The organism is Sphingopyxis sp., from assembly GCF_035565275.1.
Lineage (GTDB): Bacteria > Pseudomonadota > Alphaproteobacteria > Sphingomonadales > Sphingomonadaceae > Sphingopyxis.
In genome coordinates this window covers 1-25,007 of the sequence record NZ_DATMST010000277.1, presented here as the reverse complement: position 1 = coordinate 25,007, position 25,007 = coordinate 1, and the positions used below count along the sequence as shown (strand labels likewise).

Below are 25,007 nucleotides of genomic sequence, written 5' to 3'. Positions count from 1 at the left end.
AGAGCTTCTCTCACCCAAAGCCGAAACAGCTTTCAAAAACGACCGGTTCCGCCAACAGGCAGAGCCGGTCGTTTTCTTTTGGGCAAAGCGAATTTCATGCAGCAGTCCGTCCTCCCGTTCCAGCCGACGCGGCGCGCCTTTCTTGGCGCGGTGCTCGCATTCGGCGTGTCGGGCGAGGCGGTGGCGCTCACCAATGCGCAGCGCATCGTCGCGGCGGCGCGGCGGCAGGTCGGTGTGACGCTGTCCTATGATCCGGCGTACAGTGTCCTTCGCTTTCCGAACGGCGATGTCGACCGCGCGAAGGGCGTTTGCACCGATGTCGTGATCCGCGCCTTCCGCGATGCGCTCGGCGCCGACCTGCAGGCGCTTGTAAATGCCGACATGAGGGCCAATTTTGCAGCCTATCCGAAGAATTGGGGATTGGGGCGCCCCGACCGCAACATCGACCATCGCCGGGTGCCCAACCTCGCGACCTATTGGCGGCGGCAGGGCGCCTCGCTGCCCGTAACGACCAACCCCGCCGACTGGCGCCCGGGCGACATCTTCACCGCGATGGTGGGTGGCCGTCTGCCGCACACCGGCATCGTGTCCGACCGCAAGGATACGACCGGCGTGCCGCTCGTCCTCCACAATATCGGTGGCGGGACGCGCGAGGAGGATGCGCTGTTCGACCACAAGCTGACCGGCCATTTCCGCTGGAAAGTCTGAATTATCGTAACGTTTTCAACCGAGTTCTTGCCTTGAGGAGTGAGTAAATGGGTTATCGTATCGTTGTCGCCGGAGCCACGGGCAATGTCGGGCGCGAAGTGCTCGCCATTCTCGCCGAGCGCGAATTTCCGATCGACGAACTGGCAGCGGTCGCATCGTCGCGCAGCCAGGGCACCGACGTCGAAATCGGCGACAGCGGCCGCACCGTCAAATGCCAGAATATCGACAATTTCGACTGGGCCGGCTGGGACATGGCGATTTTCGCGATCGGCAGCGACGCGACCGCGATCCACGCGCCGAAGGCCGCTGCGGCGGGCTGCGTCGTGATCGACAATAGTTCGCTCTATCGCATGGATCCCGACGTGCCGCTGATCGTGCCCGAGGTGAACCCCGATGCGATCGACGGCTATACGAAGCGCAACATCATCGCGAACCCGAACTGCTCGACCGCGCAGATGGTCGTCGCGCTGAAGCCGCTCCACGACGCTGCCAAGATCAAGCGCGTCGTCGTCTCGACCTATCAGTCGGTGTCGGGTGCGGGCAAGTCGGGCATGGACGAACTGTGGAACCAGACGCGTCAGATCTTCGTCGGCGACGAGAAGGACATCCAGAAGTTCACCAAGCAGATCGCCTTCAATGTCATTCCGCACATCGACAAATTCCTCGACGACGGCTCGACCAAGGAAGAGTGGAAGATGGTCGTCGAAACGAAGAAGATCCTCGATCCGAAGATCAAGGTCACCGCGACCTGCGTCCGCGTGCCGGTGTTCGTCGGCCATTCGGAAGCGATCAACATCGAGATGGAAGACGAGCTGTCGGCCGAGGATGCGCAGCGCATCCTGCGCGAAGCCCCCGGCGTCGTGCTCCACGACAAGCGCGAGGACGGCGGTTACATTACCCCCGTCGAATGCGTCGGCGATTTCGCGACCTTCGTCAGCCGCGTGCGCGAAGACCCGACGGTCGAAAACGGCCTCAACCTCTGGTGCGTCAGCGACAACCTCCGCAAGGGCGCGGCGCTGAACGCGGTGCAAATCGCCGAATTGCTCGGCCGCCGGCACCTCAAGAAGGGGTAAGTCCTGGTCCTCCCCGTCGCGAAGCGAATGGTGGAGGGGCCGCGACCTTGCGCCAAAGCCCCTCCGTCAGCGCTCCGCGCTGCCACCTCCCCATGCCTGCGGCACAGGGAGGATTGCCTTGGCGAGATCGAGGCATCCAAGCTATGCCCTCGGTATGACCAGCCCCTACGCCTTCACCCACGCCCTCTGCCGCGCCCCCGCCCGTTCGGCGGTCAAGGGTATCCGCGCCAACGGCGGTCCCGACCCCGACTTCGCCGTCCTCGCCGCCGAACATGAATCCTATGTTAGCGCGCTCCGCGACCTCGGCCTCGCCGTCGAAGTCCTGCCGCCGCTTGACGATTTCCCCGACGCGCTGTTCACCGAAGACGTCGCGCTGACCTTTCCCGAGGGCGCGATCCTGCTTCGCCCCGGCGCACCGAGCCGCGCGGGCGAAGTGGCGCATATCCGCGAGGCGCTCGCGGCGCGCCACGCCACTGTGCTCGAAATGACCGGCCCCGGCCATGTCGACGGCGGCGATGTGCTGCGCCTTGCCGACCGCGTGATTATCGGCCTGTCCGACCGCACCGACCGCGCGGGCGCCACCGAACTCGCGGCTTTGCTCGATCGGCTCGGTTATCGCGCCCAGATCGCGGTGACGCCCGCGGGCGTGCTCCATTTCAAGACCGGCTGCAGCCTGATCGACGAAAGCACGATCCTCGCCGTACCCGCGATGCGCGATTGCCCCGAATTTGCGGGCCTCGAAGTCGTGCTGACTCCGACCGGCGAGGAAGGCGCGGCGAATATCCTGCGCGTGCGCGATACCGTCCTCATCGGCGCGCGCTGGCTGGCGACGCAGGCGATGCTGGCGGCGCGCGACGTGCCTTTCCGCCCGCTGCCGACCGACCAGATCGCGCGCATCGACGCCGGGCTCAGCTGCATGTCGCTGCGCTGGTGACGCATCGAAAATCGCTGTCCTACAATATCTTGCTGCATTAGGTCTTCGGCATGATGAAAGCCCTGACGCCGCGCCCGATACATGCATTTGCGAGTGAAGTTAGGCAGTTTTCCGCCATTTCTGTCTCGGCGGATTTCGATCGATGACGGGTGGCTCGGCGCAGTCTAAAACGCAAAAACGCCTGCTCGGCCTGCTCCTTGCGCTGCTATTGCTCGCGCAGATCGACCAGCCCTATCCCGAGGTCGCGCTGCTCCAGCATATCCCGACGATGCTGCTGATCGTTGCGGCGCCCTGGCTGCTCCGCCGCTGGCCGCTATCGACGCCAGCCGTCGCGTGCATCGTCGCCTTCATGGTGCTCCACACGCTCGGCGGGCGCTACGCCTACAGCAATGTCCCCTATGACGACTGGGCGCGCGCGCTGACCGGCACCAGCCTCTCCGACACCTTCGGGTGGACGCGCAACCATTATGACCGGCTCGTCCATTTTGCCTTCGGCGCGCTGTCGGTCATCCCCGTCGCCGAAATCGCACGGCGCTGGGGCGGCCTTGGCTCACGCGGCGCGGCCTTTGCCGTGCTTGGCTGGGTGCTGGCCATCTCGAGCCTCTACGAAATCTTCGAATGGCTGCTCACCATCGTCGCGGCGGGCGAGACCGCCGACCGTTACAATGGCCAGCAGGGCGATATCTGGGACGCGCAAAAGGATATGGCGCTGGCAACGCTCGGTGCGATATTGGGGATGGCGATGGGGCCGATCGTCAGGAACAGGAGATAGGCATGCGCAAGTTCATAACCCTCGCGATGATCGGCCTGCTCGCCGCGTGCAAACCCGCCGCCGACAAGACCCCGGTTGACGCCGATCCCGTCGCGCCCGCGGTGCCCGAGGCAAAGGCCGACGGCCCGAATGCGGCAACCACTGCAGTCAGCCTTGATGGCGAGGGGCTGCGCTTTGTCGACACGAAGACCGGCAGGGCCAGCCTGCTCGCCTTCGGCGTCCCGCGCGCGCAGGCCGAGGCCGCGCTCGCCAATGTCGCAGGCAAGGAGGACGACCGCAGCACCAACGAGGAATGCGGCGCGGGGACGATGGAGTTCACCCGATACGATGCGATGACGCTCAATTTCCAGGGCGGCAGGTTCGTCGGCTGGTTCCTCGGCAACGAACCCGGCGCAAATGCTTTCTCGACGATGAGCGGCGTCGCGATCGGCACGACGCGCGCCGGGGCGAAGGAATCGGTCGCGATTGTCGACCTTGAGGACAGCACGCTGGGCGAGGAGTTCAGCATCGGCACCGGCGACAAGGTCATCGGCGGCATGTTCGCCGCGCCCGGCGACACGGCGAAGATCGACGCGCTGTTCGCCGGCGCCAACTGCTTCTTCCGCTGATATGGCAAGCGAAATTGCCGGTGGCTGCCGCTGCGGCCAGCTTCGCTACCGCTTCGAACAGGAAGGGCCGCTGCTCAACTATTGCTGCCACTGCCTCGATTGCCAGAAGTCGACCGCAAGCGCCTTTGCCGATCAGCTGATCGTCTCGACCGACGCGTTCACGCTGACGGGCCGGAGCGTGATCTTTTCGACCGAGCGCCCGTCGGGCGGGACGACGAACAACCGGCATTGCCCCGACTGTTTCAGCCGCGTGTGCAATGCGAACACCGTCTATCCCGCGATGACGATCGTGCGCGCGGGCACGCTCGACGATCCGTCGGGACTCGAACCATTTGCGCATATCTGGGTGAAGCGAAAGCGCGGCTGGATCGTGATCGCGGACGGTGTGCCGACTTTCGACGAAAGCCCCGATCCGATGGAGTTCATGCGTTTCGCGATGGAACGTCGACCCGGCTGAGCCGTCCACGCGACCGCATCTCAGGGAATGATGATGCTGGTGTCGACCTTCACCCGGTCGAGCGCGATCAGCGACCGATAGCTTTCGATACAGTCATTCTCGGCGAACAGCCGCCGCGTCAGCGCTTCATAGGCGCGCATGTCCGACGTCACGATGACAAGCACGAAGCTGATCCCGCCCGTGACATAATAGCATTGCTGCACTTCGGGCGTGCCCTCGAACAGGGCCTTCGCGGCATCGACGGTATCGACGCGCTCGTTGTACAGCCGCACCTCGACGATCGAAGTGATGGTCAGCGGTACCGCGTCGGGATCGACCAGCGCGACATTGCGCAGGATCACTCCGGCCTCCTCCATCGCCGCGATGCGCCGCTGCACCGCGGCCGCCGACAGGTTGACCGCTTCGGCGATCCGGCGCTGCGGCATCTTGTTGTCGCGCTGGACGAGGCGAAGGATCGCCCGGTCGAACGAGTCGAGAATGCGCGGCGATCGGTTGGCTGGGCGGGGCATAAACGGGTTTTTGTTGCATTTATCGCGTCAATCAAGAGCGCAATGCTCACGCCGGCGATGATATGCCTCGCTCCCGGCGCAGGGAACGACGGATGAAGGCCATGGCGGACACTCGGAATGCAACGATGGCGGGCGTCCTCAGTGGCGCGGGCGCGGGGGCGCTGTGGGGGCTGGTATTCCTCGCGCCCGAACTTGCGCGCGGCTTCGATCCGCTCCAGCTGACGATCGGCCGCTACCTCGCTTACGGGTTGATCGCGGCGCTGCTCATCGCGCCGCGCTGGCAGCGGATCGCGCCTTTGCTCGACCGGAGCATCTGGCTCGCGCTTGGCTGGCTCGCGCTCGCGGGCAACACGCTTTACTATATCCTGCTGTCGGGCGCAGTGCAGATGGGCGGCATCGCGATGACGTCGCTCGTCATCGGTTTCATGCCTGTCGTGGTGACGATCATCGGCAGCCGCGACCACGGCGCGGTACCGCTCGCGCGCCTGCTGCCCTCGCTGCTGCTCTGCGCCGCCGGTGCATTGTGCATCGGCTGGCAGGCGATCGGCGCGCTCGCCGCCGCCGCCTCGCTGAAGCCGCTCTTCGGCCTGCTCTGCGCGATCGGAGCCCTCGCGTCATGGACCACTTACGCGGTCGGAAACAGCCGCTGGCTCGCCCGGCTGGATCATATTGCGGTGCAGGACTGGAATCTGCTGACCGGCATCGTCACCGGCGCGCAAAGCCTGCTGCTGATCCCCGTCGCGCTGCTCGTCGGCAAATGGGCGCATCCGGCGGCCGACTGGGCGACCTTCGCGGGCGTATCGCTGGGGGTCGCTCTGTTCGCGTCGATCGCCGGCAATGCGCTGTGGAACCGGGCCAGCCGGCTGCTGCCGCTGACGCTCGTCGGGCAGATGATCCTGTTCGAAACGCTCTTCGCGCTTCTCTATGCCTTTTTGTGGGAAGCGCGCTGGCCAACGCCGCTCGAGGCGCTCGCCTTCGCCTTTGTGGTCGCCAGCGTCCTCTCATGCGTCGCCGCGCATCGCCGGCCTGCGGCCGAGACCGTGCCGGCGGCTGCCTGAAGCAAGAGCTGCGCGGAGTGATCGCTAACGACCGGTTGCGGACTTATCTCTCATCGTCATCCCGGGCTTGATCCGGGATCCATGGCCGCACCATCGTATGGATCCCGGATCAAGTCCGGGATGACGAAGGAGAGGGAACGAACGTCCGCTTTCCACCCCAAAGCCGACGCAGCCCCTAATGCCCCATATCCGCCGCCGACGCCCGCGGTCCGCCCGGCCTTGGCGGCCGTAGCAGCAGCACCAGCGGCACCGACGCCAGCGTCACCCACATCATCAGCCAGAAATCGTCGATATAGGCGACCATCGCTGCCTGCCGGTTGATCTCGGCATTCACCATCGCCATCGCCGCGTCGCCCGCGATGCCGAACCTGTCGGCGGTCGACGGGTCGAGCAGGCTGACCGAGCTGTTGGTGACATGCGCCGCGAGATCCTCGTGGCTCGTCTGGATGTTCGCGCCGAGCAGGGTGGTGACGACCGAAATGCCCACCGACGCGCCGATACTGCGCAAAAGGTTGAGCAGGCTCGATCCGTCGGTGCGGTGTTGCGGGGCGATCGTCGCGAACGCCATGGTGTTGAGCGGAATGAAGATCAGCCCCATGCCAAGCCCCTGCACCAGCCCGCTGATGATCACCGGCTCCATCCCCATCGCGAGCGACCAGTGGCTCATCTGCCACAGCGAATAGGCGGCGATCAGCAGCCCGGTGCCGACCATCCAGCGCGCGTCGATCTTGCCGAGCAGCTGCCCCGCGACCCACATGCTCATCAGGATGCCGATTCCGCGCAGCGCCAGCACGACGCCGGTGTCGATCACCGGCCAGCCGAACAGGTTCTGCAGCATCGGCGGCAGCAGAGCCATCGATGCGAACATCACGACGCCGATCACGACCATGAAGCCCATTGCGGTGACGAGATTGCGGTCGGCGAGCATCGCGCGGCTGAACAAAGGCGCGCGCGCGGTGAACATATGGACGAAGAACATCCAAAGACATGCGATCGCGACGCCGAGTTCGATCCAGATTTCGATGCTGTCGAACCAGTCGAGATGCGCACCGCGGTCGAGCATCAGCTGCAGCGCGGCCAGCCCCAGCGCAAGCATCGAGAAACCGAACAGGTCGAACCTGCGATCATTCTTCTTCGTCGCGGGCAGGAGCGCCCACATCATCGCGAGCGTGATGAGGCCGACCGGAAGATTGACGTAGAAGACCCAGCGCCAGTTGACGCTCTCGGTCAGCCAGCCGCCGAGCACCGGCCCCAGGATCGGGCCGATCATGATCCCCATGCCCCAGATCGACATCGCGCGCGCATGGCGCTCGGGCGGGTTGATATCGAGCATCACCGATTGCGACAGCGGACCGATGAAGGCGGCGCTCACGCCCTGGAGAAAGCGGAAGACGACCATCTGCTCGAGCGTTTGCGCGGCGCCGCACGCCATCGAGGCGATGATGAAGCCGGTGATCGCCGCCATGAACAGCTCGCGGCGCCCGATGCGGTCGGCGAGCCAGCCGGTGATCGGCATCGCGATCGCCGACGCGAGGATATAGCTTGTCAGCACCCACGTGACCGTCTCGCTCGTCGCGCCGAGCGCCGACTGCATGTGCGGGATCGCGACGTTGGCGATCGTCGTGTCGAGGATCTGCATGATCGACGCGCCCATCACCGCAACGGTCAGCAGCCCGCGATAGCGCACCCGTTCGTGCAGCGGGATGCTGTCATCGTCGGGGAGCGCCGCGGCGGCCGAGCGGCGGGGGAGGGAACGGCTGGCCATAACTAGAAATGGTCCTCCCTGTGGAGAAGCCATGGGGAGGGGGACCGTTCGCGAAGCGAATGGTGGAGGGGCAGCAATGGTCGCGCCAATGGCCCCTCCGTCAGCGACTGTGCCGCTGCCACCTCCCCATGGCTTCGCCACGGGGAGGATTGATAGATATCCGTGAGGATCAGCATCCGGCCTACTTCGTAAACACCCGCACATCCGCCGACAGCCCCGCGATCATGTCGCGCGCGGGCTTTTCGTCGAAGGCGATGCGCACCGGCACGCGCTGCGTCACCTTGACCCAGTTGCCCGTGGCGTTCTGCGCCGGCAGCACCGAAAATTCGCTGCCCGTGCCCGCGCCGATCGTCAGCACATGGCCGCGCACCTTCACCCCCGGATAGGCGTCGAAGCTGATCTCGGCGCGCTGGCCGACGCGCATGTCGGCAAGGTCGGTTTCCTTGAAATTGGCCTCGACCCACGGATGCACGGTGTCGACCAGCGTGACCGCGGGCAGCCCGGCGACCATCATCTGGCCGACCTGCAGCCGGTCCGACTGGGCGATACGGCCGGCGCTCGGCGCGCGCACCGTGGTGCGGCCAAGATTCACCTCGGCCTGCGACCGCTGCACACGCGCGGCCTCGACCTGCGGATTGATTCCGCTCGACGGGCCGGCCGCCAGCTTGGTGCGCGCTTCGGCGGCGGCGGCTTCGGTCTGGCGGACGCGCTCGCGCGCCTGCGTCACCGCATAGCGCGAGGCGTCATAGGCGGCTCTCGTCGTGAAACCCTTTTCCATCAGCGCGGCCTGGCGGTCGAAATTGATCTGTGCGAACTTCACATCCTCGCGCGCCGCGGCGATATCGACGCTCGAGGTGTTGGCGCTCGCCGACAGGTTGCCGACCTCGACCTCGGCCGCGTCGATCGCCGCCGTCGCCTGCGCGACGCTCAGCGCATAGGGCTCGCCGTCGATCCGGAACAGCAGCTGGCCCTTCGTGACCTGCTGACCGTCGCGCACGGCAACTTCGGTGATCCGCCCGCCGACTTCGGCCGCGACCGACACCTTGTCCATCTGGACATAGGCGTTGTCGGTCGACACCGACCCGCCGCTCGTCAGCCACCAGCCGGCGCCGCCCGCGATCAGCAGTGCAGGCAGGCCGAACATCAGCAGGCGCGTGCGCCAGCTTGCCTTCGGTGCCGTTTCGGCCGGAGCCGCGGGGTTCGGCAGCGGATCGGCCTTCGGCGTGGGCTGCGGTGCCGCATCTTCGGCTTTCGGACGGGAGGGGGAGAGCTGGTCCATCAGGCGGTCTCTTCTTCTTTTTGGCAAATGCGGCGGGACAGGTTGGCGCGGACGCGTTCGACAAGATCGATCATCTGGTCGCGTTCGGCGGCGCTCAAACCTTCGGTGGCTTCGGCGGTCAGCGCATCGGCGGTGTCGCGCATGCCGTTCAGCAGCGTGCCCGCACGCGGGGTGAGGTAGAGTTGCCAGGCGCGGCGGTCGGCGGGGTCGGCCCGGCGCTCGACCAATTCGGCCTCGACCAGCCGGTCGACCATGCGCGACAGCGTGATCGGCTCGACCTCGATCAGTTCGGCGAGCGGGCCCTGCCTGATGCCTTCGTGCCGCTTCAGATAGGTGATCAGGCGCCATTGCAGCGCGGTAATCCCGCTGCCCTTCGTGCGCGCATTGAACGAACGCCGGAACAGCCGCGCGGTGTCGTTCAGCAGGAATCCGATCGTCTCACTCATGTCATAGGATATAATAGCAACTGCTATTAAACTCAATGCACGCTGCGCGGCACTTTCGCCAACTTCCATTCCGGATCAGCCTTCGCGCAACCCGCTTGCACTCCTCCTCTTTTTGGGCAGGATACCGGCATGAGTCTCGCCGCAGACCTCTTCTGGTCGTTCCGTTCGCCGTACAGCTACCTCGCTATCGGCCGCTATCGCGCCCTCGCGGCGAGCCACGACGTGACGATCAACCTCCGTCCGGTCTATCCGCTCGCGATCCGCCAGCCCGATTTCTTCGAGCGCAACCACCCCAACTGGCTGAGCTACACCATGCGCGACATGATCCGTGTCGCGCAGTTCCACGGCATCCCGTTCGGTCCGCCGCGCCCCGACCCGATCGTGCAGAATGTGACGACGCGCGAGATCGCCGCGGAGCAACCCTATATCTATCGCCTGACACGCCTGGGGCAGGCGGCATCCCGGCGCGGCAAGAGCCTCGCCTTTGCGCATGAAGCCGCGCAACTGATCTGGGGCGGCGCGCAGGACTGGCATCTTGGCGACCATCTTGCGGGCGCCGCGCGCCGCGCCGGGCTGGACCTTGCCGAACTGGATGTCGAGGCGGCAAGCGATGCTGCGGCGCTCGATACGGAGATCGCCGCCAACCAGGTCGCGCTCGAGATCGCCGGCCACTGGGGCGTGCCGACGCTCGTGTTCGAGGGCGAGCCCTTTTTCGGACAGGACCGGATCGAAATGGCGAAATGGCGCATGGAGCAAAAGGGATTGCGCCCACGCTGATCGGCGCTTGCCGAACGGCACGCCGACAGCGCATAGCGCGGCACATGATGATCGAACCGCAATTTTTCGAGGCGCGCGACGGCGTGCAGCTGGCGTGGCGCGAAATGGGTGAGGGGCGGCCGTTGCTGCTGCTTCATGGCCTGTTTTCGAGCGGCGAGGTCAACTGGATCAAGTTTGGCACCGCGGCGCGCATCGCGTCCGAAGGCTTCCGCGTGATCATGCCCGACCTTCGCGTCCATGGGTCGAGCGAGGCGCCACACGAGGAAGAATTCTATCCGCCCGACGTGCTGGTGCACGATCTTGAGGATCTGGTGACATATCTCGCCCTCCACGATTTCGATCTGGGCGGCTTTTCGCTTGGAGCCCGGACCAGCGTTCGCGCGGTGGTCGCGGGGATGAAGCCGCGTCGGCTGATTCTGGGCGGCATGGGGCTTGGCGGACTCGCCGGTTGGCAAAAACGAGGGCGTTTCTTCAAACGTGTGATCGCTGAATACGAGACCGCGAAGCGCGGCGACGATACGTGGCTGTCGATCCAGTTCATGAAGACGATGAAGGTCGACCGCATCGCCGCGGAGTATCTGCTCGACAGTTTTACCGACACGCCGCCCGAGGCACTGGCGGCGCTGACGATGCCCGTGCTGGTGGTGTGCGGCGCCGACGACCAGGACAATGGCTCGGCTCCCGACCTCGTCGCGGCGCTCGCCGATGCGCGGCTCGTGACGATCCCGGGAACGCATATGTCGAGCGTGACCCAGCCCGAACTCGGCGAAGCGATTGCGGCGTTTCTGACCGCTTGACCGGACACGCGGGTAGCGCCAATCTGCTGTCATTGCGCCATAGAGCGCTATGATACACTCCAGAGGACGCACCCCATGAAAGCCATGATTTCGACATTGTCGCTTGCGCTGTCGCTTGCCGTCGCCGGCCCGGCGGTCGCCGCCGAGCAGAAACTCGCGGCCCCCGCCGCGAAGACGGCGAAACCCACGGCAGCCGATGCCGATGCCTTCATTGCCGCCGCCGAAAAGGATCTGTTCGACTATACGGTCGAGGCGAGTCAGGTGAACTGGGTCAACGCGACCTATATCACCGAGGATACCGACGCGATGGCGGCGCGGATCAACGCCGTCGGAACCGAAAAGGCGGTCAAATATGCGCTCGAAGCTGCCAGGTACAAGGATGTGCCCGGGCTGAGCGCCGATACAAAACGCAAACTCGATATCCTGCGCAACGGCCTTGTCCTCCCCGCACCGACCACGCCCGGCGCGGCGACCGAACTCAACAACATCGCGACCGACCTGCAGTCGCAATATGGCAAGGGTCGCGGCACGCTGAACGGCAAGGAAATCTCGGGATCTGACATCGAAGCCGAGATGGGCAATCTCAAGAACACGCCCGCGCAATTCGCCGAAATGTGGACGAGCTGGCACGACAATGTCGGCGCGCCGATGAAGGACGACTATGCACGCATGGTCGGCATCGCGAACGAGGGGGCGAAGGAACTTGGTTTTGCCAACACCGGCGCAATGTGGCGTTCGGGTTACGACATGTCGCCCGAGGATTTCGCGAAAACGACCGAACGGCTGTGGCAGGAGGTGAAGCCGCTCTACATGGCGCTCCACACCTATGTGCGCTGGAAACTCAACGAGAAATATGGCGACGCAGTGCAGCCCAAGACCGGCCCGATCCGTGCCGACCTGCTCGGCAATATGTGGGCGCAGGAATGGGGCAATATCTATCCGCTCGTCGCACCGAAAGGCGCGGGTGACCTTGGCTATGACGTCGGCGATCTCCTCACTGCGCAGGGCAAGACCCCGCTCGACATGGTCAAGGCGGGCGAGAATTTCTATTCGTCGCTCGGCATGGCGCCGCTGCCCGAAACCTTCTGGAAGCGCAGTCAGTTCCTGAAGCCCGCCGACCGCGAGGTAATCTGTCACGCCTCGGCATGGGATGTCGACAACAAGGACGATATCCGCATCAAGATGTGCATCAAGGTCAATGCGGACGACTTCACGACGATCCACCACGAACTCGGCCACAATTATTACCAGCGCGCGTACAACACGCAGCCGTTCCTCTATCTGAACGGCGCGAACGATGGCTTCCACGAGGCCATCGGCGATTTCGTCGCGCTGTCGATCACGCCGCAATATCTTGTCGATATCGGCCTGCTCGACAAGGCGAAGGTACCGAGCGCAGACAAGGACATCGGCCTGCTCTTGCGGCAGGCGATGGACAAGGTTGCCTTCCTGCCGTTCGGCCTGCTCGTCGACCGCTGGCGCTGGGGCGTGTTCGACGGCACCATCAAGCCGGCCGACTATAATACCGCATGGACGCAGCTACGCACCCAGTACCAGGGCATCGTCCCGCCCGGCGCACGTCCGGCGAACGCGTTCGACGCGGGCGCGAAGTTCCACATTCCGGGCAATACGCCGTACACGCGCTATTTCCTCGCGCGCATCCTGCAGTTCCAGTTCTACGAGGCGGCGTGCAAGCAGGCGGGCTGGACGGGGCCGCTCCACCGCTGCTCCTTCTACGGCAACAAGGAAGTGGGCGCGAAGCTCAATGCGATGCTCGAAATGGGTGCGTCAAAGCCCTGGCCCGATGCGCTGGAGGCTTTCACCGGTAACCGCGATATGTCGGGCAAGGCGATGGCCGATTATTTCGCGCCGCTGAAAGCGTGGCTTGACGAGCAGAACAAGGGCAAGCCGCAGGGGTGGTAGCGTCGCTCAACATAAGTCAGCCTTGGGAGCTGGTCATGATGCTGACCGGCTCTCTCGGCATCTGCTTTCTCGCGTGGGAAGTCTGGATCAGCCATGAGTTTGAGCGCCATCAACATAATCTGCTGCGATTGGCGCGGATCAAGTCCTTGCATGATGCAGGGAAGCTGCGTGAATTCCTGATCGCGGGGCTGCAGTTCAACGGACGGGGAGCCTCCGTCGCCAAGGCCATGGTCGACGCTTGTGATGATGTCGTCGTCGAACGGCTGGCCGCCGACATGGCCGAAGATTACCGGCTGCTCGGGCAGGCCGAGGAATCGCTGCGGAACGGCGGGGCGGGGGGCGTACTGCGCATACGGCGATGGCGTCTGATCCTCGGGGCAGGGCTGCTCCTCGTATCGACCTGGAGCAATGCGCTCTACTAGGCCCGGGGCGCGCTACCCTTGGGGTCCGCTTCCACCATTTGCCTGAATCGCGACAGCCGCGCGCTTGCCGCGGCGGCGTGCGGGCCGATCCAGCGGTCGTGGATATCCTGGATCGGCATTGCGTTGAGATGATTCCAGCGCTCGCGGCCGCGGCGTTCGGCGATCACGAGGCCGGCGTCCTCCAGTACCTTCAGATGTTGCATGACCGTGCAGCGGTCGATGTTGGCGAAGTTGCCGCACAGCGTGCCCGTGGTGAGCGGCTGGTCCTTGAGCGTGTCGAGAATCTGGCGGCGAATGTGCGACGCCAAAGCCTTGAAAACTCTGTCATATTCTTCGTGGATTGACATGTTATAAATTTATAACATAAAATCCGTGCGACTCAAGCGGAGAATGATCATGGAACTGAAGTTCAGGGTTGCGGCGCGGATCGCGAAGCCGGTGCACGAGGTGTTCGAGGCGGTGGCCGACCCGAAAGAACTGTCGGAATATTTCACCACGGGCGGCGCCGAGGGCCGGCTCGAGACCGGCGCAACGGTGACATGGGACTTCCACGACTTTCCCGGCGCCTTTCCGGTCTGGGTGATCGAAGTTGTCGAGGACGAGAAGATCGTCCTCGAATGGCAGGCGAACGAAGGCGAGGCGCCGAATGTCGAGGGCGGCGAGTTGAAGGATGCCGATTACCGCACGCGGGTGACGATGAATTTCAAGGGGCTCGACGACGGGCGCACGCTCGTCGAGATCGCCGAGGAAGGCTGGCGCGAGAATCAGGGCGCACTCGGCGCATCCTACGGCAATTGCCAAGGCTGGTCGCAGATGCTCTGCGCACTCAAGGCGTGGACCGAGCACGGCATCAATCTGCGCGAGGGCATGTATAAATAGCCGGTGCGCGGAGGCCGGATGCCGCTTGCGCGGGCCTTGGGGAACATCGACGCCGGAATGCGCGTTCTTCCGTGGATCGAAAGGTCGGGAGGACGAGATGATGTCGCGCAAATGGATATTGATCGCCGCGGTTGCCGCATTGACGATGCCCGCAGCCATGATTTCCGCGCCACCAGTGAAGGCGCAGTATCTGGATTCCTATCTGAGCTCGCAACGCGACAACAATCGCATCCGGCACCAGCAGAGGATCAGACAGGAACGCCTCGCCCAGCAGTCGGGAGCATCGGGCAGCCAGTCGTGGCGCCGCCATGTCGAAGCGTGCAAACGGGCTTATCGGAGCTATGACCAAAAGACCGATCGCTACACCGTCCGGCGCGGCGTGACCCGAAAATGCCGGTTGTAGGCGGGGGCGCCGACCTTTGCCGGCAGGCTGATTGCGGCGACCTGCCTCGGCTCAAATATTTATCCCGGCGCGCATCGTCCTGCGCCCCGCCCCGTCGCGAGCCCATAGCCGGGCTTCGCCCGCCTCGCGCGACAGACAGAGATCGAAGGGGGCGCCTTCGATCAACGGCGCTTCGGCGCGGAAGGTGAAGCGGCGCGGCGCGGCCCCCGGGGTGGTGCGCAGGAAATGGTCCATCAGCAACGTCGCGATCAGCGGACCCTGCACGACCAGACCGGCGTAGCCTTCGGCACCCTGCGCATATTCGCGGTCGTAATGGATGCGGTGCGCGTTGAAGGTGAGGGCCGAATAGCGAAACAGAAGCACGGGATCGGGCGACACGCTCCGGACCTCTTCGGCGGGCCCGGCGTCGGGATCGGCCGATGGCAGAGTCGCAATCGCAGTGCCCGCCGGCGCGGGTGCGCGGTAGACGAGGTCCTGCTCCTCGCGGATCGCCGCGTTTCCGTCCGCGGCGATCTCGTGGCGAAGCGTCACGAACAGAAGGTCGCCGCTGGCGCCGCGCTTGGGCCGGATGGCGTCGATCGTCGTGACGCGGGTCAGCGCGGCGCCGACGGGAACGGGCGCGAGGAAGTCGATTCGCCCGCCCGCCCACATGCGGCGCGGCAACGGAACGGGGGGCAGCAGGCCGGTTTCGTCGCGGCGCGGATGGCCGTCTTCGCCGATCGCCGACTGGCGCGCGTCGGGAAGGAAATAGAGCCAGTGGCCGAGTGGCGGTACCGTGTCCGGTGCCGCAAGCGACATGTCATGATCGAGCAGTGCGGCGAGACCGCGGAGCGGCGCGGCGGTCGCCACATCCTCGCGCGTTTCGCTGCGGCCGACCCAGGCGGAATAATCGTCCATGACTGCCTCAGAAGCTTTTGGGCAAGCCGAGCGCGTGCGTCGCGACATGGCTCAGGATCAGGTTCGTGCTGATCGGCGCGACCTGATAGAGGCGCGTTTCGCGGAATTTGCGCTCGATGTCATATTCCTCGGCAAAGCCGAAGCCGCCGTGCGTCTGGATGCACATGTCGGCGGCGTACCAGCTCGCTTCGGATGCGAGCATCTTCGCCATATTCGCCTCCGTCCCGCAATCAGCGCCCGCGTCGAACAGGCGTGCGGCCTTGTCGACCATCTCGGACGCCGCCGCGATCTGGACCCACGCGCGCGCGATCGGGAACTGCACGCCCTGATTTTCGCCGATCGCACGGCCGAAGACCGAGCGGTCCTTTGCATAGGCGGCCGCGCGATCGATGAAGAAACGCCCGTCGCCGATGCATTCGGATGCGATCAGGATGCGTTCGGCATTCATCCCCGACAGGATGTAGCGAAAACCCTTGCCCTCCTCGCCGATCAGATTCGCGGCGGGAACTTCGAGATCGTCGAAGAAAAGCTCGGTCGTGGCGTGATTGAGCATCGTGCGCACGGGGCGAATGGTGAGACCTTTGCCCACCGCCTCGCGCATGTCGACGAGGAGCACGCTCATCCCGTCGGAGGGCTTGGCGCATTCCTCGCGCGGGGTGGTGCGGCACAGCAGAACCATCAGATCCGAATGCTCGGCGCGGCTGATCCAGATTTTCTGGCCATTGACGACATATTTGTCGCCGGCCCTTTTGGCGAAGGTGCGGATGCGCGTCGTATCGGTCCCCGCGGTCGGTTCGGTCACGCCAAAGGCTTGCAGGCGAAGCTCGCCGCTGGCGATCGCGGGCAGATAGGCCTGCTTCTGCGCCTCCGACCCGTGCTTGAGCAGCGTGCCCATCGTGTACATCTGCGCGTGGCAGGCTCCACCGTTGCAGCCCGAGCGGTGGATTTCCTCGAGCACCGCCGTTGCGGCGCCCAGACCGAGGCCCGACCCCCCATAATCCTCGGGGATCAATACCGAGAGAAAGCCCGCGTCGGTCAGCGTGCGGACGAATTCCGTCGGATAGATCCGGTCGCGATCGAGCTTTTGCCAATATTCGCCCGGAAACCCGGCACACAGACGGCGCACCGCGTCGCGTATTTCGGGGTAGGTTTGTGGCTGGGCTTCGGACATCGGCGTTTCGCTCTCCCTGATCATCGGAAAGAGCCTAGGCTGGCAAGGCGCGGCACGCCAAGCCGTATCGACGGTTTTTTTATCCGGCCTGCGCGTCCCGGCCGGCGCCCGTGCAAGATTCTGCTGCGGGTTCCCCGGCGCGCTCGGCCCCGGCCGGAAACCCGTCGGCCTATCGGCGCAATGTCACGAGACTGTCGGGATCTTCGAGCAACGTCTTGTAGGCGGCAACCAGACGCGCGGCGAGGTCGCCGTCGATCGCGCGATGGTCGAATGATATCGTAGTCGTCATCACGGTCGCCGCAACGAGCGCGCCGTTGCGTACGACCGGTTGCTCGACGCCGGCTCCGACCGCGAAGATGCATGATTGCGGCGGATTCAGGATCGCGCTGAACTCTTCGACCCCGAACATGCCGAGGTTCGAGACGCTCGCGCTCCCGCCCATATATTCATGCGGCTTGAGCCGTCCCGCCTTGGCCCGGTCGGCAAGTTCCCGCATCTCGACCGCGAGGTCGCGCGGGTCCCTGGTGTCGGCGTGGCGAAGGATCGGCGTAATGAGGCCGCGCGGGGTCGCCACGGCAACGGCGACGTCCACCGCGTCGTAATAGCGCAATGCCGTCTCGTCGAACGAGACATTGGCCTCCGGGACCTGCCGCAACGCCAGCGCGACCGCGCGCACGACGAGGTCGTTGACCGATACCTTGGCCGCCGACCGGTCATCGTTGAGCCGCCGCCGCAGATCGAGCAAGCCGTCGATCTCGCACCGCGCGACGACATAGAAATGCGGAACGGTCTGTTTCGCTTCGGTCAGCCGGCGGGCGATCATGCGACGAACGGACGAATGCGCGACATCGCGGTAGCCGAGGGATCCCGCGTCGGCGCCGGCTTCCGGGTGGCCCGCTGCGGCAATATCGCCCGACATCGCGTCAATCCTCCTCGGCGATCCGGACTCGCAGCCCGTCGAGTTCGGGGCGGAGCGGAATCTGGCAGGACAGCCGCGAGCAGGCGTCGCGATGCGACGAACTGTCGAGCAGGTCGTCTTCATCGCCGTCGATCGCGGGCAGACGGTCCAGCGCGGCGGGATCGACATGGACGTGACAGGTGGCGCAGCTGCAACAGCCGCCGCAAAGCGCCAGCAGTTCGTCGAAGCCCGCGTCGCGGATCGCCTCCATGACCGACATGCCTTCTTCGGCCTCGACGGTTCTTTCCTCGCCGTCGCGGCCGACGATTACCAGTTTCACCACGGCCTTGTGCCCCTCGTCGCTTTTGTCACAGGATGGCGCGGACCGCGTCAGCGATCCGTTCCTTCGTCGGGTAAAGCTGTTTTTCCAGCGTCCGGTTGTACGGGATCTGGACCGAGGGCGTCGCGACGCGCTGAATCGGTTTGCGCAGGCTGTCGAAACCTTCCTCGGCGACGACGGCCGCTATTTCCGATGCCACGCTGCCGACCTTGTGCGAATTGTCGACGATCACCAGTCGGCCGGTCTTGGCCACCGAGGTCAGAACGGCTTCGCGGTCGAACGGCACGAGCGTCCGGAGATCGACCACCTCCGCCTCCACGCCATCCTTGGCGAGCGCCTCGGCCGCGGCAAGCGAGGCGTGCAGGCAGCCGGCGATCGTCACGATCGTGACGTCGGATCCTTCGCGCTTGATGTCGGCCTTGCCGATCGGGATCAGGAAATCCTCGTCGACGGGGACCTCCTCGCGTTTCCCCCACAGGTTGATTTCCTCGAACATCAGCACCGGGTCGTCGTCGCGGATCGCCGATTTGAGCAGACCCTTCGCGTCGGTGGCCGTCGCGGGTGCGACGACCTTCAGACCCGGCACGTTCATGAAGAAGGGCCATGGCCGATCGGCATGCTGTGCGGCGGTGCCATTGCCGTAATAGGAGCAGGCGCGGATCACGACGGGCACCTTCAGCTGCCCGCCGGTCATGAAGCGCAGCTTCGCCGCCTGGTTGATGATCTGGTCCGACGCGAGATAGATGAAACTCGCGTTGGTGAGATCGACGATCGGCCGAAGCCCGGTCAGCGCGGCGCCGATCGCGACGCCGGTAAAGCTGCCTTCCGAAATGGGCGCGTTGCGAAGCCGCTTTTCATCGAATTCCTCGAACAAAGCCTGCGCCCCATAGACCGCGATATCCTCGCCGATCATCATGACGCGTTCGTCGCGGTGCATTTCCTCGCGCTGCGCTTCGTTGATCGCCTGAAGATACGTCATTTTCCGGGTCGAGTTACGCATCCTCGGTCAGTCCTTCAAAGCGGGGAGGGTAGTTGATCGGATTGCTGAACATGCAGTCGAGCATGTCCTGCAATTCGGGCTCGGGGCTTTCGCGCGCGAACTGGACCGCCTCGTCCATGATCCGGTCGACGTCGGCCTCGATCGCCTCGACGTCGGCGCCCAGCCCGCGCGCGGCCAGGACGGCGCGATAGAGGGTGACCGGGTCGCGCTCGGTCTTGTAGTGATTGATCTCTTCGTCGCTCCGATAGGAAATCGGGATCGCCAGCGAATGGGCGTGCTCGCCGAAGCGATAGGTCTTGGCCTCGATCAGCGTCGGTCCGCCGCCCGATCGGGCACGCTCCACGGCTTCGCGCGTCGCTTCATAAACCGCCTCGGCATCCTGTCCGTCGACGATCACGCCCGGGATGGCATATCCGTCGCCGCGGCGCGCGATGTCGGGCTGGCCGTGCGATTTGGCGACCGAAGTCGTGACGGCGTAACCATTGTTTTCGCAGAAAAAGATGACCGGAAGTTTCCAGATCGAGGCCATGTTGAGGCTTTCGCCGAACGTGCCCTGGTTCGCGGCTCCGTCGCCGAAGAAGCACAGGCTGACCTGATCGGTGCCCCGCGTCTGGGCGCTGAGCGCGGCGCCGGTCGCCAGCGGCAGGCCGCCGCCGACGATCGCCGATTCGCCGATCAGACCCTTGGTCGTATCGGTGAGGTGCATCGATCCGCCAAGGCCCTTGCAGATGCCGGTCTTCTTGCCGAAGATTTCCGCCATCAGGGGTGCGATGTCGGCGCCCTTGCCGATGGGATGGCCGTGCGAACGGTGGGTGCCCGTCACATAGTCGTCGTCGCGCAGCGCGATACAGGCGCCGGCGATCGCTGCTTCCTGTCCGATGCTGAGATGGCCGACGGGATGGTGCGCGATCAGCGCCTCCTCGAATTTCCGGATCCGGAGCATCCGCGAGAAAAGTTCGAGCTGCCGGGGGCGGTCGAGCGACATGTCAGGCCTCCTCTATTGTCGCGATCTCGGTTCCCACCTCGACCGTTTCATCCTCGGGGAACAGGATCGAGGCGATTTTGCCGCTCGCCGGAGCCTCGACTTCGACCACCGACTTGGCGGTCTCGATCTCCGCGATCACTTCATCCTTCGCGACGCTGTCGCCGACATTCTTCAGCCATTTCACGATCGTGGCTTCCGAAATGCCCATTCCGCTGTGCGGGAGAAACACGCTGACGGTCATAATCCTCTGTCTCCAGTTCGTTTTTCAGGACCGATAGGCGAAATCGGCCGGATCGATATGCATCCAGTATTCGGCGACGAGGCCGTCGTCGTTGAATTTGAAGAAGGACGCGCCCGGTGCGACGATCTCCTTGCCCTGGAAAGAACCGCGGATCGTCCAGCGCAGGCTCGCATAGGGCGGCTCGATCAGCAGGATGTCGAAGGTCCGGTGATAATCGGCAAGCGCACCGAAGGCCGCGCGTTCGACTTCGCGCTCGGCGGCGCGGTTCGGAACATGGACACCGCCGCGCCAGCCGTGAACGTCGGGCGCCATCACCTTGTCGATCCCGGCGCTCACTTCCTCGACGGTTGCGTTCGGCCGCGAATTTTCGGCGGCGTTCAATTGCCGGAGCCTGCTCTCGATCGTCTCGCGACTTACCATTTCCGTCTCCTTTTTCCGTCATCGTCCCGCTGCCGGGCGACGAGCTTGTGCAATCTGTCCGTATTCAAAGCGTCAGCGGGTTTCGAAATCCTGCATTTTCGGCGCCGCCATCTCTTCGATGAACCGGTTGTGCGAGAAGGTCCACGATGCGGGGATACCGTTCCTGTCGAGGTACCAGCTCTTGCAGCCTGTAACCCAGACGGTGTTCGCCGCCGCCGCCTGGCGCTCGCTTTCGAACCGGCTGGTGGCTTCGGGGGTGGCACTCACCTCGCGATACTCGCCGTCCAGCAGGCCTGCGATCAGCTGCGTTACATAGCCGAGCTGCTGTTCGGTGATCTCGATCAGCGAGAAGTTGCCGATCGGGCTGTTGGGGCCGCCGAGCAGGAAGAAATTCGGGAAGTCGGGCACCGTCACCGACAGATAGGCATGCGGGCCCTCCGCCCAGACATCGTCGAGATCGACGCCGCCGCGGCCGATCACCTTGGTCGGGCGGATGAAGCGGTCGACGTGAAAGCCGGTCGCGAGCACGATGACGTCGAGATCGTGCAGCACACCATCGGCGGTGCGAATGCCGCCGGGCTCGATCCGCTCGATCGGCGAGGTCACCAGATTGGCATTGGGCTGCTGGATCGCGCCATAGAAGGTGTCCGAAATCACGAGCCGCTTGCACGCCGCGCGATAGTCGGGGGTAAGCTGCTGCCGGAGCACGGGATCGCGGACCGTCGCCAGATTGTCCCGGCAGAGCTGCTCGATCGCCGCAAGTTGCGGCGAATCGACGTCGATCACCGCGGTCGCGTAGCCTTCGAAGGTCGTGGTCCGGTATTGCTGCACAAGTTGATCGAGCACCGCCGGATCGCGGAACGACGCCTTCTGTTCTTCGGTATAGGCGATGTTCGCACGCGGCAGGACCCATTGCGGGGTGCGCTGGAACAGGTCGAAACGTTCGACCCGCGGCACGAGCGCCACGGTCAGTTGGCCTGCAGTCGAACCGGTACCGATCACGCCGACCTTGCGGCCGTCGAGCGCCACGTCATGATCCCAGCGGGCCGAATGGAAGATGGGGCCGTCGAAGCTTTCGATCCCCTCGAAATGCGGAATGTTCGGATGGTGCAGCACGCCGCTCGCGGAGATCACGATGTCGAAGCTGTCCCGATGCCCGGCGGCGGTGGTCAGGTCCCATTTTCCGTTCCGATATTCGAGGCGCACGACCTCGTCGCCGAAACGGATGAGGGGAAGGACGCCGCGGTCGCGCGCGACGCCTTCGAAATAATCGAGCAATTCGTGCCCCTCCGCGAGGAGGTTGTTCCAGTCGGGATTGCGCGCGAAGGAATAGGTGTACCAGTGCGCGGGAACGTCGCACGCCAACCCCGGATAGGTGTTGTCGCGCCAGGTGCCGCCGACGCGGTCGGCCTTTTCGAACACGACGCACTCGATGCCCTGCTCGCGCAATTTTATCGTAGCCAGAATGCCGGCCATGCCGGCGCCGATGATGGCGGCGCGGACATGGCGGTTGGCTGCTGGTTTTTCACTCATTCCGGATACCTGTCTCGCCGCGTCAGAATGCGACATCAAGTTTGACGCCGACAGTCCGTTCGGAATCCATGGCGGGGTTGTTCGAATAGCCGCGGGTCGAAAGCGGGTTGGTGTTGGCCAGCCCCGAATCGAACGGCGTGGTAAAGATGCCCGCGACATAATATTTGTCGAGCAGGTTCCGGCCGAACACCGACAGGCGCCAGCTTCCGTCTTCGGCGCCATAGCCGATCTGGCCGTTGAGGATGCCATAGCCCTCGTTGAGCGTGTTCGGGTCGGCGACTTCGCCATAGGTCTTCGAACGCCAGTTATAGGTGGCGCTTGCGGTCACGGAATTGCCGTTGCCGACCGGAAGGTCGAGGTTTCCGGAAACCCCGAAGGTCCATTTCGGCGAATAGACCAGCGGGTAACCCGCCGCGTTGAACGCCGGCGGCGTGCCGGCGGGCGAACCTTCGGGCACATAGATGCACTGGCCCGCGGGCGTTCCCGGGTTGGTGATGCCGGTCTTGCACTGGATCGCATAGTCGGTGAATTTCGTCGGAATATAGGCGACATTGCCCGACAGTGTGAATTCCGGCGTGACCTTCACCGCCAGATCGGCCTCGACGCCCTTGGTCTCGAGGCTGCCGGCGTTGGTGGTGGTGTAGTAAGAGCGCGACGCATCGAGGGGATCGATGATCCGCTGCTGCGCCTGGAAATCGTTGAAGTCGGCCTTGAACAGCGCAAGGTTGAAAATCACGCGATTGTCGAACAGCACCGACTTGAAACCGAGCTCGTAGGATTTGACCGTTTCCGGCCGCACGAGCTGCTGCGGCTGGTTCGCCGGATAGGAAATCATCGGTCCCTTGTAACCGGTCGAATAGGTTGCGTAGACATTGATATCGCGCGTGAAATTATACTTGGCGGTAACCTTGTAAGTGAATTTGTTCGCGCTGGTTTTGGCGAAGGACGGCGCCGGCGGGGTCGGGCTGGCGTGGCAGGCCCCGCTGCCGAGATAGCTGCCCAGCGCACAAACATTCGGAACGTCGTAATAGGTGATCGTCTGCTGCACCTTGTCGTCGGTATAGCGCGCGCCGCCGATCAGAGTGATATTGTCGGTCAGCGCCGCTTCGACCTGACCGAACACCGCCCAGCTTTCGGTCTTGGCGCGAACGATGGGAAGGTAACCCGACGAAGCGCCCGGGCCGATCGCCGACTGCGAGAAGCCGAAGGGAGCCGAATCGGGTATCACGCCGAGCGTGCTGACGTTGATCGCCTCCTGAAAGGGCTTCGCCTTGTAATAGATGGCGCCGAGCGTGTAGTCGAAGATGCCGGCCTGCCCCGCCGCGCGCAGCTCCTGCGAGAATTGCGTGCCGCCCGACGGGTTGCGGTTGAGGCTGTATATCCGGCGCTGCGTCGCGTCGGTGTCGACGGCGATATCCTGATCGAGATCGCGATAGGCGGTGATCGAGGTCAGCGTCGCGCCGCCGAGTTCATAGTCTAGCCGCAACGAGCCGACCTTGCTGGTCTGGCGCGTGAAGGTGGGGCCATCGAGCGAAACCTCGAGATTTTTCGGCCCCGGTTCGATGCCCTGCGGCTGGAGTTCGTTGCACGGATTGAAGACCGTCGCGCCGAACAGGATGAGGCCGCTGCCGCAGTTGCGCAGCGTCCAGGCGCCGTTCGCATTGTCGCGGGTGTGGCGATAGTCGCCGGTCAGCAACACGCTCAGGCGATCGGTCGGCTCCCAGAGCAGTTTCGCGCGCAGACCATAGCGTTGATAGGCATAGATATCCTCGCCGGTGAAGACGTTGCGGACAAAGCCGTCGCGGCGCTGGACCACGCCGCTGACGCGCAGCGCGGCGGTATCGCCGAGCGGTACGTTCACCGCCCCCTGCACGTTGAGCTCGTTCCTCTCGCCATAGGAGAAGGAGGCATTCATGCTGGAGTCGTTGAGGACGGGCTTTTTCGTGACGATCTGGATGACGCCCGCCGAACTGTTCTTGCCGAACAGCGTCCCCTGCGGGCCCTTGAGCACCTCGATCCGCTCGATGTCGTTGAGCGACTGATAGCTCGGGCCCGAAAAGGTCGTCTCGACGATGCCCTGGACCACGTCGTCGATCACCACGCCGACCGATTGTTCGGCGGTCATCAGAAGCGAGGATGTCCCGACACCGCGGACGAGGAAGCTGGCGTTGAAGTTCGTGTTGAACGTCACGCCGGGGGTCAGGAACTGAAGGTCGGTCAGTCCGGTGACGTTGCTGTTTTTCAGGGCTTGTTCGCCCACGACCGAAACCGCGATCGGCACATCCTGCAGACGCTGTTCGCGGCGCTGCGCGGTGACGATGATTTCACCGGGAGCCGCGCTCTCTTCGCTCTGGACCTGCGGGGGGGCTTCGGCGGGCGCGCCCTCCTGCGCCGCAGCCTGTCCGGCCAAGGCCATGATGCTGCAGCCTGCCAGCAATGCCCGAAATGCAATTTTCTGTGCCATCTCCGCTCCCACTCCCTCTGCTCGATCCCGCGAGTCCGTTCCCGCGTCCTTGTTATCTGGAACGAGCTTAGATCATGCCGCTCTTGCATGCAATATAGAGAGATAAAGATCGATATTTGCCGTTTTTCATCCAAAAATCTCTTATTATGCATCCATGTTATGCAATTTCCCGGAAATTGCATGGCCGCTTTTCAAAGGGAAATCTGCCGCTTCGGGGTGGTATTGATCGGGGCCGCGCGATCGAAAAC

28 protein-coding genes are annotated in these 25,007 nt (G+C 64.3%); 13 read left to right on the top strand and 15 right to left on the bottom strand.

Going from position 1 to position 25,007, the window contains the following annotated elements:
- The first annotated feature begins 96 nt into the window (after positions 1 to 96).
- The 6 genes from VN047_RS18565 to VN047_RS18540 all read left to right on the top strand — a co-directional run bounded on the left by VN047_RS18565 (position 97) and on the right by VN047_RS18540 (position 4,552).
- Complete coding sequence (locus VN047_RS18565) at positions 97 to 708, top strand: DUF1287 domain-containing protein (RefSeq protein ID WP_325545289.1); 612 nt, start codon at positions 97 to 99, stop codon at positions 706 to 708.
- Positions 709 to 755: 47 nt separating this feature from the next.
- Positions 756 to 1,781, top strand: coding sequence for an aspartate-semialdehyde dehydrogenase (locus tag VN047_RS18560; RefSeq protein WP_058537766.1), 1,026 nt, complete (start codon positions 756 to 758; stop codon positions 1,779 to 1,781).
- A 154-nt stretch (positions 1,782 to 1,935) separates the two neighbouring features.
- The gene (locus tag VN047_RS18555; protein WP_325545286.1) at positions 1,936 to 2,715 is read left to right on the top strand and encodes a dimethylarginine dimethylaminohydrolase family protein; all 780 of its coding nucleotides are present in this window, start codon (positions 1,936 to 1,938) and stop codon (positions 2,713 to 2,715) included.
- 142 nt (positions 2,716 to 2,857) lie between these two features.
- Positions 2,858 to 3,487, top strand: a complete 630-nt coding sequence (locus VN047_RS18550; protein ID WP_325545284.1) for a DUF2238 domain-containing protein — start codon at positions 2,858 to 2,860, stop codon at positions 3,485 to 3,487.
- A 2-nt stretch (positions 3,488 to 3,489) separates the two neighbouring features.
- Positions 3,490 to 4,095, top strand: a complete 606-nt coding sequence (locus tag VN047_RS18545; RefSeq protein WP_325545282.1) for a hypothetical protein — start codon at positions 3,490 to 3,492, stop codon at positions 4,093 to 4,095.
- 1 nt (position 4,096) lies between these two features.
- Complete coding sequence (locus VN047_RS18540; protein WP_325545280.1) at positions 4,097 to 4,552, top strand: GFA family protein; 456 nt, start codon at positions 4,097 to 4,099, stop codon at positions 4,550 to 4,552.
- A 20-nt stretch (positions 4,553 to 4,572) separates the two neighbouring features.
- Here the strand turns inward: VN047_RS18540 and VN047_RS18535 are convergent, their stop codons facing one another.
- A complete protein-coding gene (locus VN047_RS18535; RefSeq protein WP_325545278.1) occupies positions 4,573 to 5,061 on the bottom strand; it encodes an Lrp/AsnC family transcriptional regulator in 489 nt (162 codons plus the stop codon).
- Between the two features lie 101 nt (positions 5,062 to 5,162).
- On the opposite strand from VN047_RS18535, the gene VN047_RS18530 reads away from it, so the two are divergent.
- A complete protein-coding gene (locus VN047_RS18530) occupies positions 5,163 to 6,119 on the top strand; it encodes a DMT family transporter (RefSeq protein WP_325545277.1) in 957 nt (318 codons plus the stop codon).
- A 175-nt stretch (positions 6,120 to 6,294) separates the two neighbouring features.
- Here VN047_RS18530 and VN047_RS18525 read toward each other — a convergent pair whose 3' ends face one another.
- From VN047_RS18525 to VN047_RS18515, 3 genes are all read right to left on the bottom strand, one after another.
- The gene (locus VN047_RS18525) at positions 6,295 to 7,884 is read right to left on the bottom strand and encodes an MDR family MFS transporter (protein WP_325545275.1); all 1,590 of its coding nucleotides are present in this window, start codon (positions 7,882 to 7,884) and stop codon (positions 6,295 to 6,297) included.
- 181 nt (positions 7,885 to 8,065) lie between these two features.
- On the bottom strand, positions 8,066 to 9,163 hold the full coding sequence (locus VN047_RS18520; RefSeq protein WP_325545273.1) for an HlyD family secretion protein: 1,098 nt from the start codon (positions 9,161 to 9,163) through the stop codon (positions 8,066 to 8,068).
- On the bottom strand, positions 9,163 to 9,609 hold the full coding sequence (locus VN047_RS18515; protein ID WP_325545271.1) for a MarR family transcriptional regulator: 447 nt from the start codon (positions 9,607 to 9,609) through the stop codon (positions 9,163 to 9,165). Before VN047_RS18515 ends, VN047_RS18520 begins: the two co-directional genes overlap by 1 nt.
- A gap of 129 nt (positions 9,610 to 9,738) precedes the next feature.
- Here VN047_RS18515 and VN047_RS18510 point away from each other — a divergent pair, with 129 nt between their 5' ends.
- From VN047_RS18510 to VN047_RS18495, 4 genes are all read left to right on the top strand, one after another.
- Positions 9,739 to 10,386: a 2-hydroxychromene-2-carboxylate isomerase gene (locus tag VN047_RS18510; RefSeq protein WP_325545269.1), complete on the top strand. Its 648-nt coding sequence runs from the start codon at positions 9,739 to 9,741 to the stop codon at positions 10,384 to 10,386.
- Between the two features lie 44 nt (positions 10,387 to 10,430).
- Positions 10,431 to 11,183, top strand: coding sequence for an alpha/beta hydrolase (locus VN047_RS18505; protein WP_325545267.1), 753 nt, complete (start codon positions 10,431 to 10,433; stop codon positions 11,181 to 11,183).
- A gap of 75 nt (positions 11,184 to 11,258) precedes the next feature.
- A complete protein-coding gene (locus VN047_RS18500) occupies positions 11,259 to 13,106 on the top strand; it encodes a M2 family metallopeptidase (protein ID WP_325545266.1) in 1,848 nt (615 codons plus the stop codon).
- 35 nt (positions 13,107 to 13,141) lie between these two features.
- Positions 13,142 to 13,528 carry a hypothetical protein gene (locus VN047_RS18495; protein WP_325545264.1) on the top strand — a complete coding sequence of 129 codons (387 nt, stop codon included), beginning with the start codon at positions 13,142 to 13,144 and terminating at the stop codon, positions 13,526 to 13,528.
- On the opposite strand, the gene VN047_RS18490 is transcribed toward VN047_RS18495, so the two are convergent.
- Positions 13,525 to 13,875: an ArsR/SmtB family transcription factor gene (locus VN047_RS18490; RefSeq protein ID WP_325545263.1), complete on the bottom strand. Its 351-nt coding sequence runs from the start codon at positions 13,873 to 13,875 to the stop codon at positions 13,525 to 13,527. The two genes, VN047_RS18495 and VN047_RS18490, sit on opposite strands and share 4 nt — an antisense overlap.
- 49 nt (positions 13,876 to 13,924) lie before the next feature.
- Between VN047_RS18490 and VN047_RS18485 the strand changes: the two genes are divergently transcribed.
- Positions 13,925 to 14,407: an SRPBCC family protein gene (locus VN047_RS18485; protein WP_325545261.1), complete on the top strand. Its 483-nt coding sequence runs from the start codon at positions 13,925 to 13,927 to the stop codon at positions 14,405 to 14,407.
- A 97-nt stretch (positions 14,408 to 14,504) separates the two neighbouring features.
- Positions 14,505 to 14,810: a hypothetical protein gene (locus tag VN047_RS18480; RefSeq protein WP_325545259.1), complete on the top strand. Its 306-nt coding sequence runs from the start codon at positions 14,505 to 14,507 to the stop codon at positions 14,808 to 14,810.
- Positions 14,811 to 14,861: 51 nt separating this feature from the next.
- On the opposite strand, the gene VN047_RS18475 is transcribed toward VN047_RS18480, so the two are convergent.
- The 10 genes from VN047_RS18475 to VN047_RS18430 form a co-directional block, all read right to left on the bottom strand.
- Positions 14,862 to 15,707, bottom strand: a complete 846-nt coding sequence (locus tag VN047_RS18475) for an FAS1-like dehydratase domain-containing protein (RefSeq protein WP_325545257.1) — start codon at positions 15,705 to 15,707, stop codon at positions 14,862 to 14,864.
- A 7-nt stretch (positions 15,708 to 15,714) separates the two neighbouring features.
- Positions 15,715 to 16,902 carry an acyl-CoA dehydrogenase family protein gene (locus tag VN047_RS18470; RefSeq protein ID WP_325545255.1) on the bottom strand — a complete coding sequence of 396 codons (1,188 nt, stop codon included), beginning with the start codon at positions 16,900 to 16,902 and terminating at the stop codon, positions 15,715 to 15,717.
- Between the two features lie 145 nt (positions 16,903 to 17,047).
- Entirely contained in the window at positions 17,048 to 17,797 is a 750-nt protein-coding gene (locus VN047_RS18465; protein ID WP_325545254.1) for a dihydrolipoamide acetyltransferase family protein, read from the bottom strand.
- A gap of 4 nt (positions 17,798 to 17,801) precedes the next feature.
- A complete protein-coding gene (locus VN047_RS18460; protein ID WP_325545252.1) occupies positions 17,802 to 18,119 on the bottom strand; it encodes a 2Fe-2S iron-sulfur cluster-binding protein in 318 nt (105 codons plus the stop codon).
- Between the two features lie 25 nt (positions 18,120 to 18,144).
- On the bottom strand, positions 18,145 to 19,116 hold the full coding sequence (locus VN047_RS18455) for an alpha-ketoacid dehydrogenase subunit beta (RefSeq protein WP_325545250.1): 972 nt from the start codon (positions 19,114 to 19,116) through the stop codon (positions 18,145 to 18,147).
- Positions 19,109 to 20,101 (bottom strand): thiamine pyrophosphate-dependent dehydrogenase E1 component subunit alpha, encoded by a 993-nt coding sequence (locus VN047_RS18450; RefSeq protein ID WP_325545248.1) that lies wholly within the window; start codon positions 20,099 to 20,101, stop codon positions 19,109 to 19,111. Before VN047_RS18450 ends, VN047_RS18455 begins: the two co-directional genes overlap by 8 nt.
- A gap of 1 nt (position 20,102) precedes the next feature.
- A complete protein-coding gene (locus tag VN047_RS18445) occupies positions 20,103 to 20,342 on the bottom strand; it encodes a biotin/lipoyl-containing protein (protein WP_325545246.1) in 240 nt (79 codons plus the stop codon).
- Positions 20,343 to 20,366: 24 nt separating this feature from the next.
- Entirely contained in the window at positions 20,367 to 20,762 is a 396-nt protein-coding gene (locus VN047_RS18440; RefSeq protein WP_325545245.1) for a nuclear transport factor 2 family protein, read from the bottom strand.
- 72 nt (positions 20,763 to 20,834) lie between these two features.
- Positions 20,835 to 22,295, bottom strand: a complete 1,461-nt coding sequence (locus tag VN047_RS18435; RefSeq protein WP_325545243.1) for an NAD(P)/FAD-dependent oxidoreductase — start codon at positions 22,293 to 22,295, stop codon at positions 20,835 to 20,837.
- Between the two features lie 22 nt (positions 22,296 to 22,317).
- Positions 22,318 to 24,759 (bottom strand): TonB-dependent receptor, encoded by a 2,442-nt coding sequence (locus tag VN047_RS18430; protein ID WP_325545241.1) that lies wholly within the window; start codon positions 24,757 to 24,759, stop codon positions 22,318 to 22,320.
- Between the last annotated feature and the right edge of the window lie 248 nt (positions 24,760 to 25,007).

What these genes read in the sequence shown, in the direction of transcription:
- VN047_RS18565 (WP_325545289.1), top strand. Translation starts at nt 97, where the DNA reads ATGCAGCAGTCCGTCCTCCCGTTCCAGCCGACGCGGCGCGCCTTTCTT.
- VN047_RS18560 (WP_058537766.1), top strand. Translation starts at nt 756, where the DNA reads ATGGGTTATCGTATCGTTGTCGCCGGAGCCACGGGCAATGTCGGGCGC.
- VN047_RS18555 (WP_325545286.1), top strand. Translation starts at nt 1,936, where the DNA reads ATGACCAGCCCCTACGCCTTCACCCACGCCCTCTGCCGCGCCCCCGCC.
- VN047_RS18550 (WP_325545284.1), top strand. Translation starts at nt 2,858, where the DNA reads ATGACGGGTGGCTCGGCGCAGTCTAAAACGCAAAAACGCCTGCTCGGC.
- VN047_RS18545 (WP_325545282.1), top strand. Translation starts at nt 3,490, where the DNA reads ATGCGCAAGTTCATAACCCTCGCGATGATCGGCCTGCTCGCCGCGTGC.
- VN047_RS18540 (WP_325545280.1), top strand. Translation starts at nt 4,097, where the DNA reads ATGGCAAGCGAAATTGCCGGTGGCTGCCGCTGCGGCCAGCTTCGCTAC.
- VN047_RS18535 (WP_325545278.1), bottom strand. Translation starts at nt 5,061, where the DNA reads ATGCCCCGCCCAGCCAACCGATCGCCGCGCATTCTCGACTCGTTCGAC.
- VN047_RS18530 (WP_325545277.1), top strand. Translation starts at nt 5,163, where the DNA reads ATGGCGGACACTCGGAATGCAACGATGGCGGGCGTCCTCAGTGGCGCG.
- VN047_RS18525 (WP_325545275.1), bottom strand. Translation starts at nt 7,884, where the DNA reads ATGGCCAGCCGTTCCCTCCCCCGCCGCTCGGCCGCCGCGGCGCTCCCC.
- VN047_RS18520 (WP_325545273.1), bottom strand. Translation starts at nt 9,163, where the DNA reads ATGGACCAGCTCTCCCCCTCCCGTCCGAAAGCCGAAGATGCGGCACCG.
- VN047_RS18515 (WP_325545271.1), bottom strand. Translation starts at nt 9,609, where the DNA reads ATGAGTGAGACGATCGGATTCCTGCTGAACGACACCGCGCGGCTGTTC.
- VN047_RS18510 (WP_325545269.1), top strand. Translation starts at nt 9,739, where the DNA reads ATGAGTCTCGCCGCAGACCTCTTCTGGTCGTTCCGTTCGCCGTACAGC.
- VN047_RS18505 (WP_325545267.1), top strand. Translation starts at nt 10,431, where the DNA reads ATGATGATCGAACCGCAATTTTTCGAGGCGCGCGACGGCGTGCAGCTG.
- VN047_RS18500 (WP_325545266.1), top strand. Translation starts at nt 11,259, where the DNA reads ATGAAAGCCATGATTTCGACATTGTCGCTTGCGCTGTCGCTTGCCGTC.
- VN047_RS18495 (WP_325545264.1), top strand. Translation starts at nt 13,142, where the DNA reads ATGATGCTGACCGGCTCTCTCGGCATCTGCTTTCTCGCGTGGGAAGTC.
- VN047_RS18490 (WP_325545263.1), bottom strand. Translation starts at nt 13,875, where the DNA reads ATGTCAATCCACGAAGAATATGACAGAGTTTTCAAGGCTTTGGCGTCG.
- VN047_RS18485 (WP_325545261.1), top strand. Translation starts at nt 13,925, where the DNA reads ATGGAACTGAAGTTCAGGGTTGCGGCGCGGATCGCGAAGCCGGTGCAC.
- VN047_RS18480 (WP_325545259.1), top strand. Translation starts at nt 14,505, where the DNA reads ATGATGTCGCGCAAATGGATATTGATCGCCGCGGTTGCCGCATTGACG.
- VN047_RS18475 (WP_325545257.1), bottom strand. Translation starts at nt 15,707, where the DNA reads ATGGACGATTATTCCGCCTGGGTCGGCCGCAGCGAAACGCGCGAGGAT.
- VN047_RS18470 (WP_325545255.1), bottom strand. Translation starts at nt 16,902, where the DNA reads ATGATCAGGGAGAGCGAAACGCCGATGTCCGAAGCCCAGCCACAAACC.
- VN047_RS18465 (WP_325545254.1), bottom strand. Translation starts at nt 17,797, where the DNA reads ATGTCGGGCGATATTGCCGCAGCGGGCCACCCGGAAGCCGGCGCCGAC.
- VN047_RS18455 (WP_325545250.1), bottom strand. Translation starts at nt 19,116, where the DNA reads ATGCGTAACTCGACCCGGAAAATGACGTATCTTCAGGCGATCAACGAA.
- VN047_RS18450 (WP_325545248.1), bottom strand. Translation starts at nt 20,101, where the DNA reads ATGTCGCTCGACCGCCCCCGGCAGCTCGAACTTTTCTCGCGGATGCTC.
- VN047_RS18445 (WP_325545246.1), bottom strand. Translation starts at nt 20,342, where the DNA reads ATGACCGTCAGCGTGTTTCTCCCGCACAGCGGAATGGGCATTTCGGAA.
- VN047_RS18440 (WP_325545245.1), bottom strand. Translation starts at nt 20,762, where the DNA reads ATGGTAAGTCGCGAGACGATCGAGAGCAGGCTCCGGCAATTGAACGCC.
- VN047_RS18435 (WP_325545243.1), bottom strand. Translation starts at nt 22,295, where the DNA reads ATGAGTGAAAAACCAGCAGCCAACCGCCATGTCCGCGCCGCCATCATC.
- VN047_RS18430 (WP_325545241.1), bottom strand. Translation starts at nt 24,759, where the DNA reads ATGGCACAGAAAATTGCATTTCGGGCATTGCTGGCAGGCTGCAGCATC.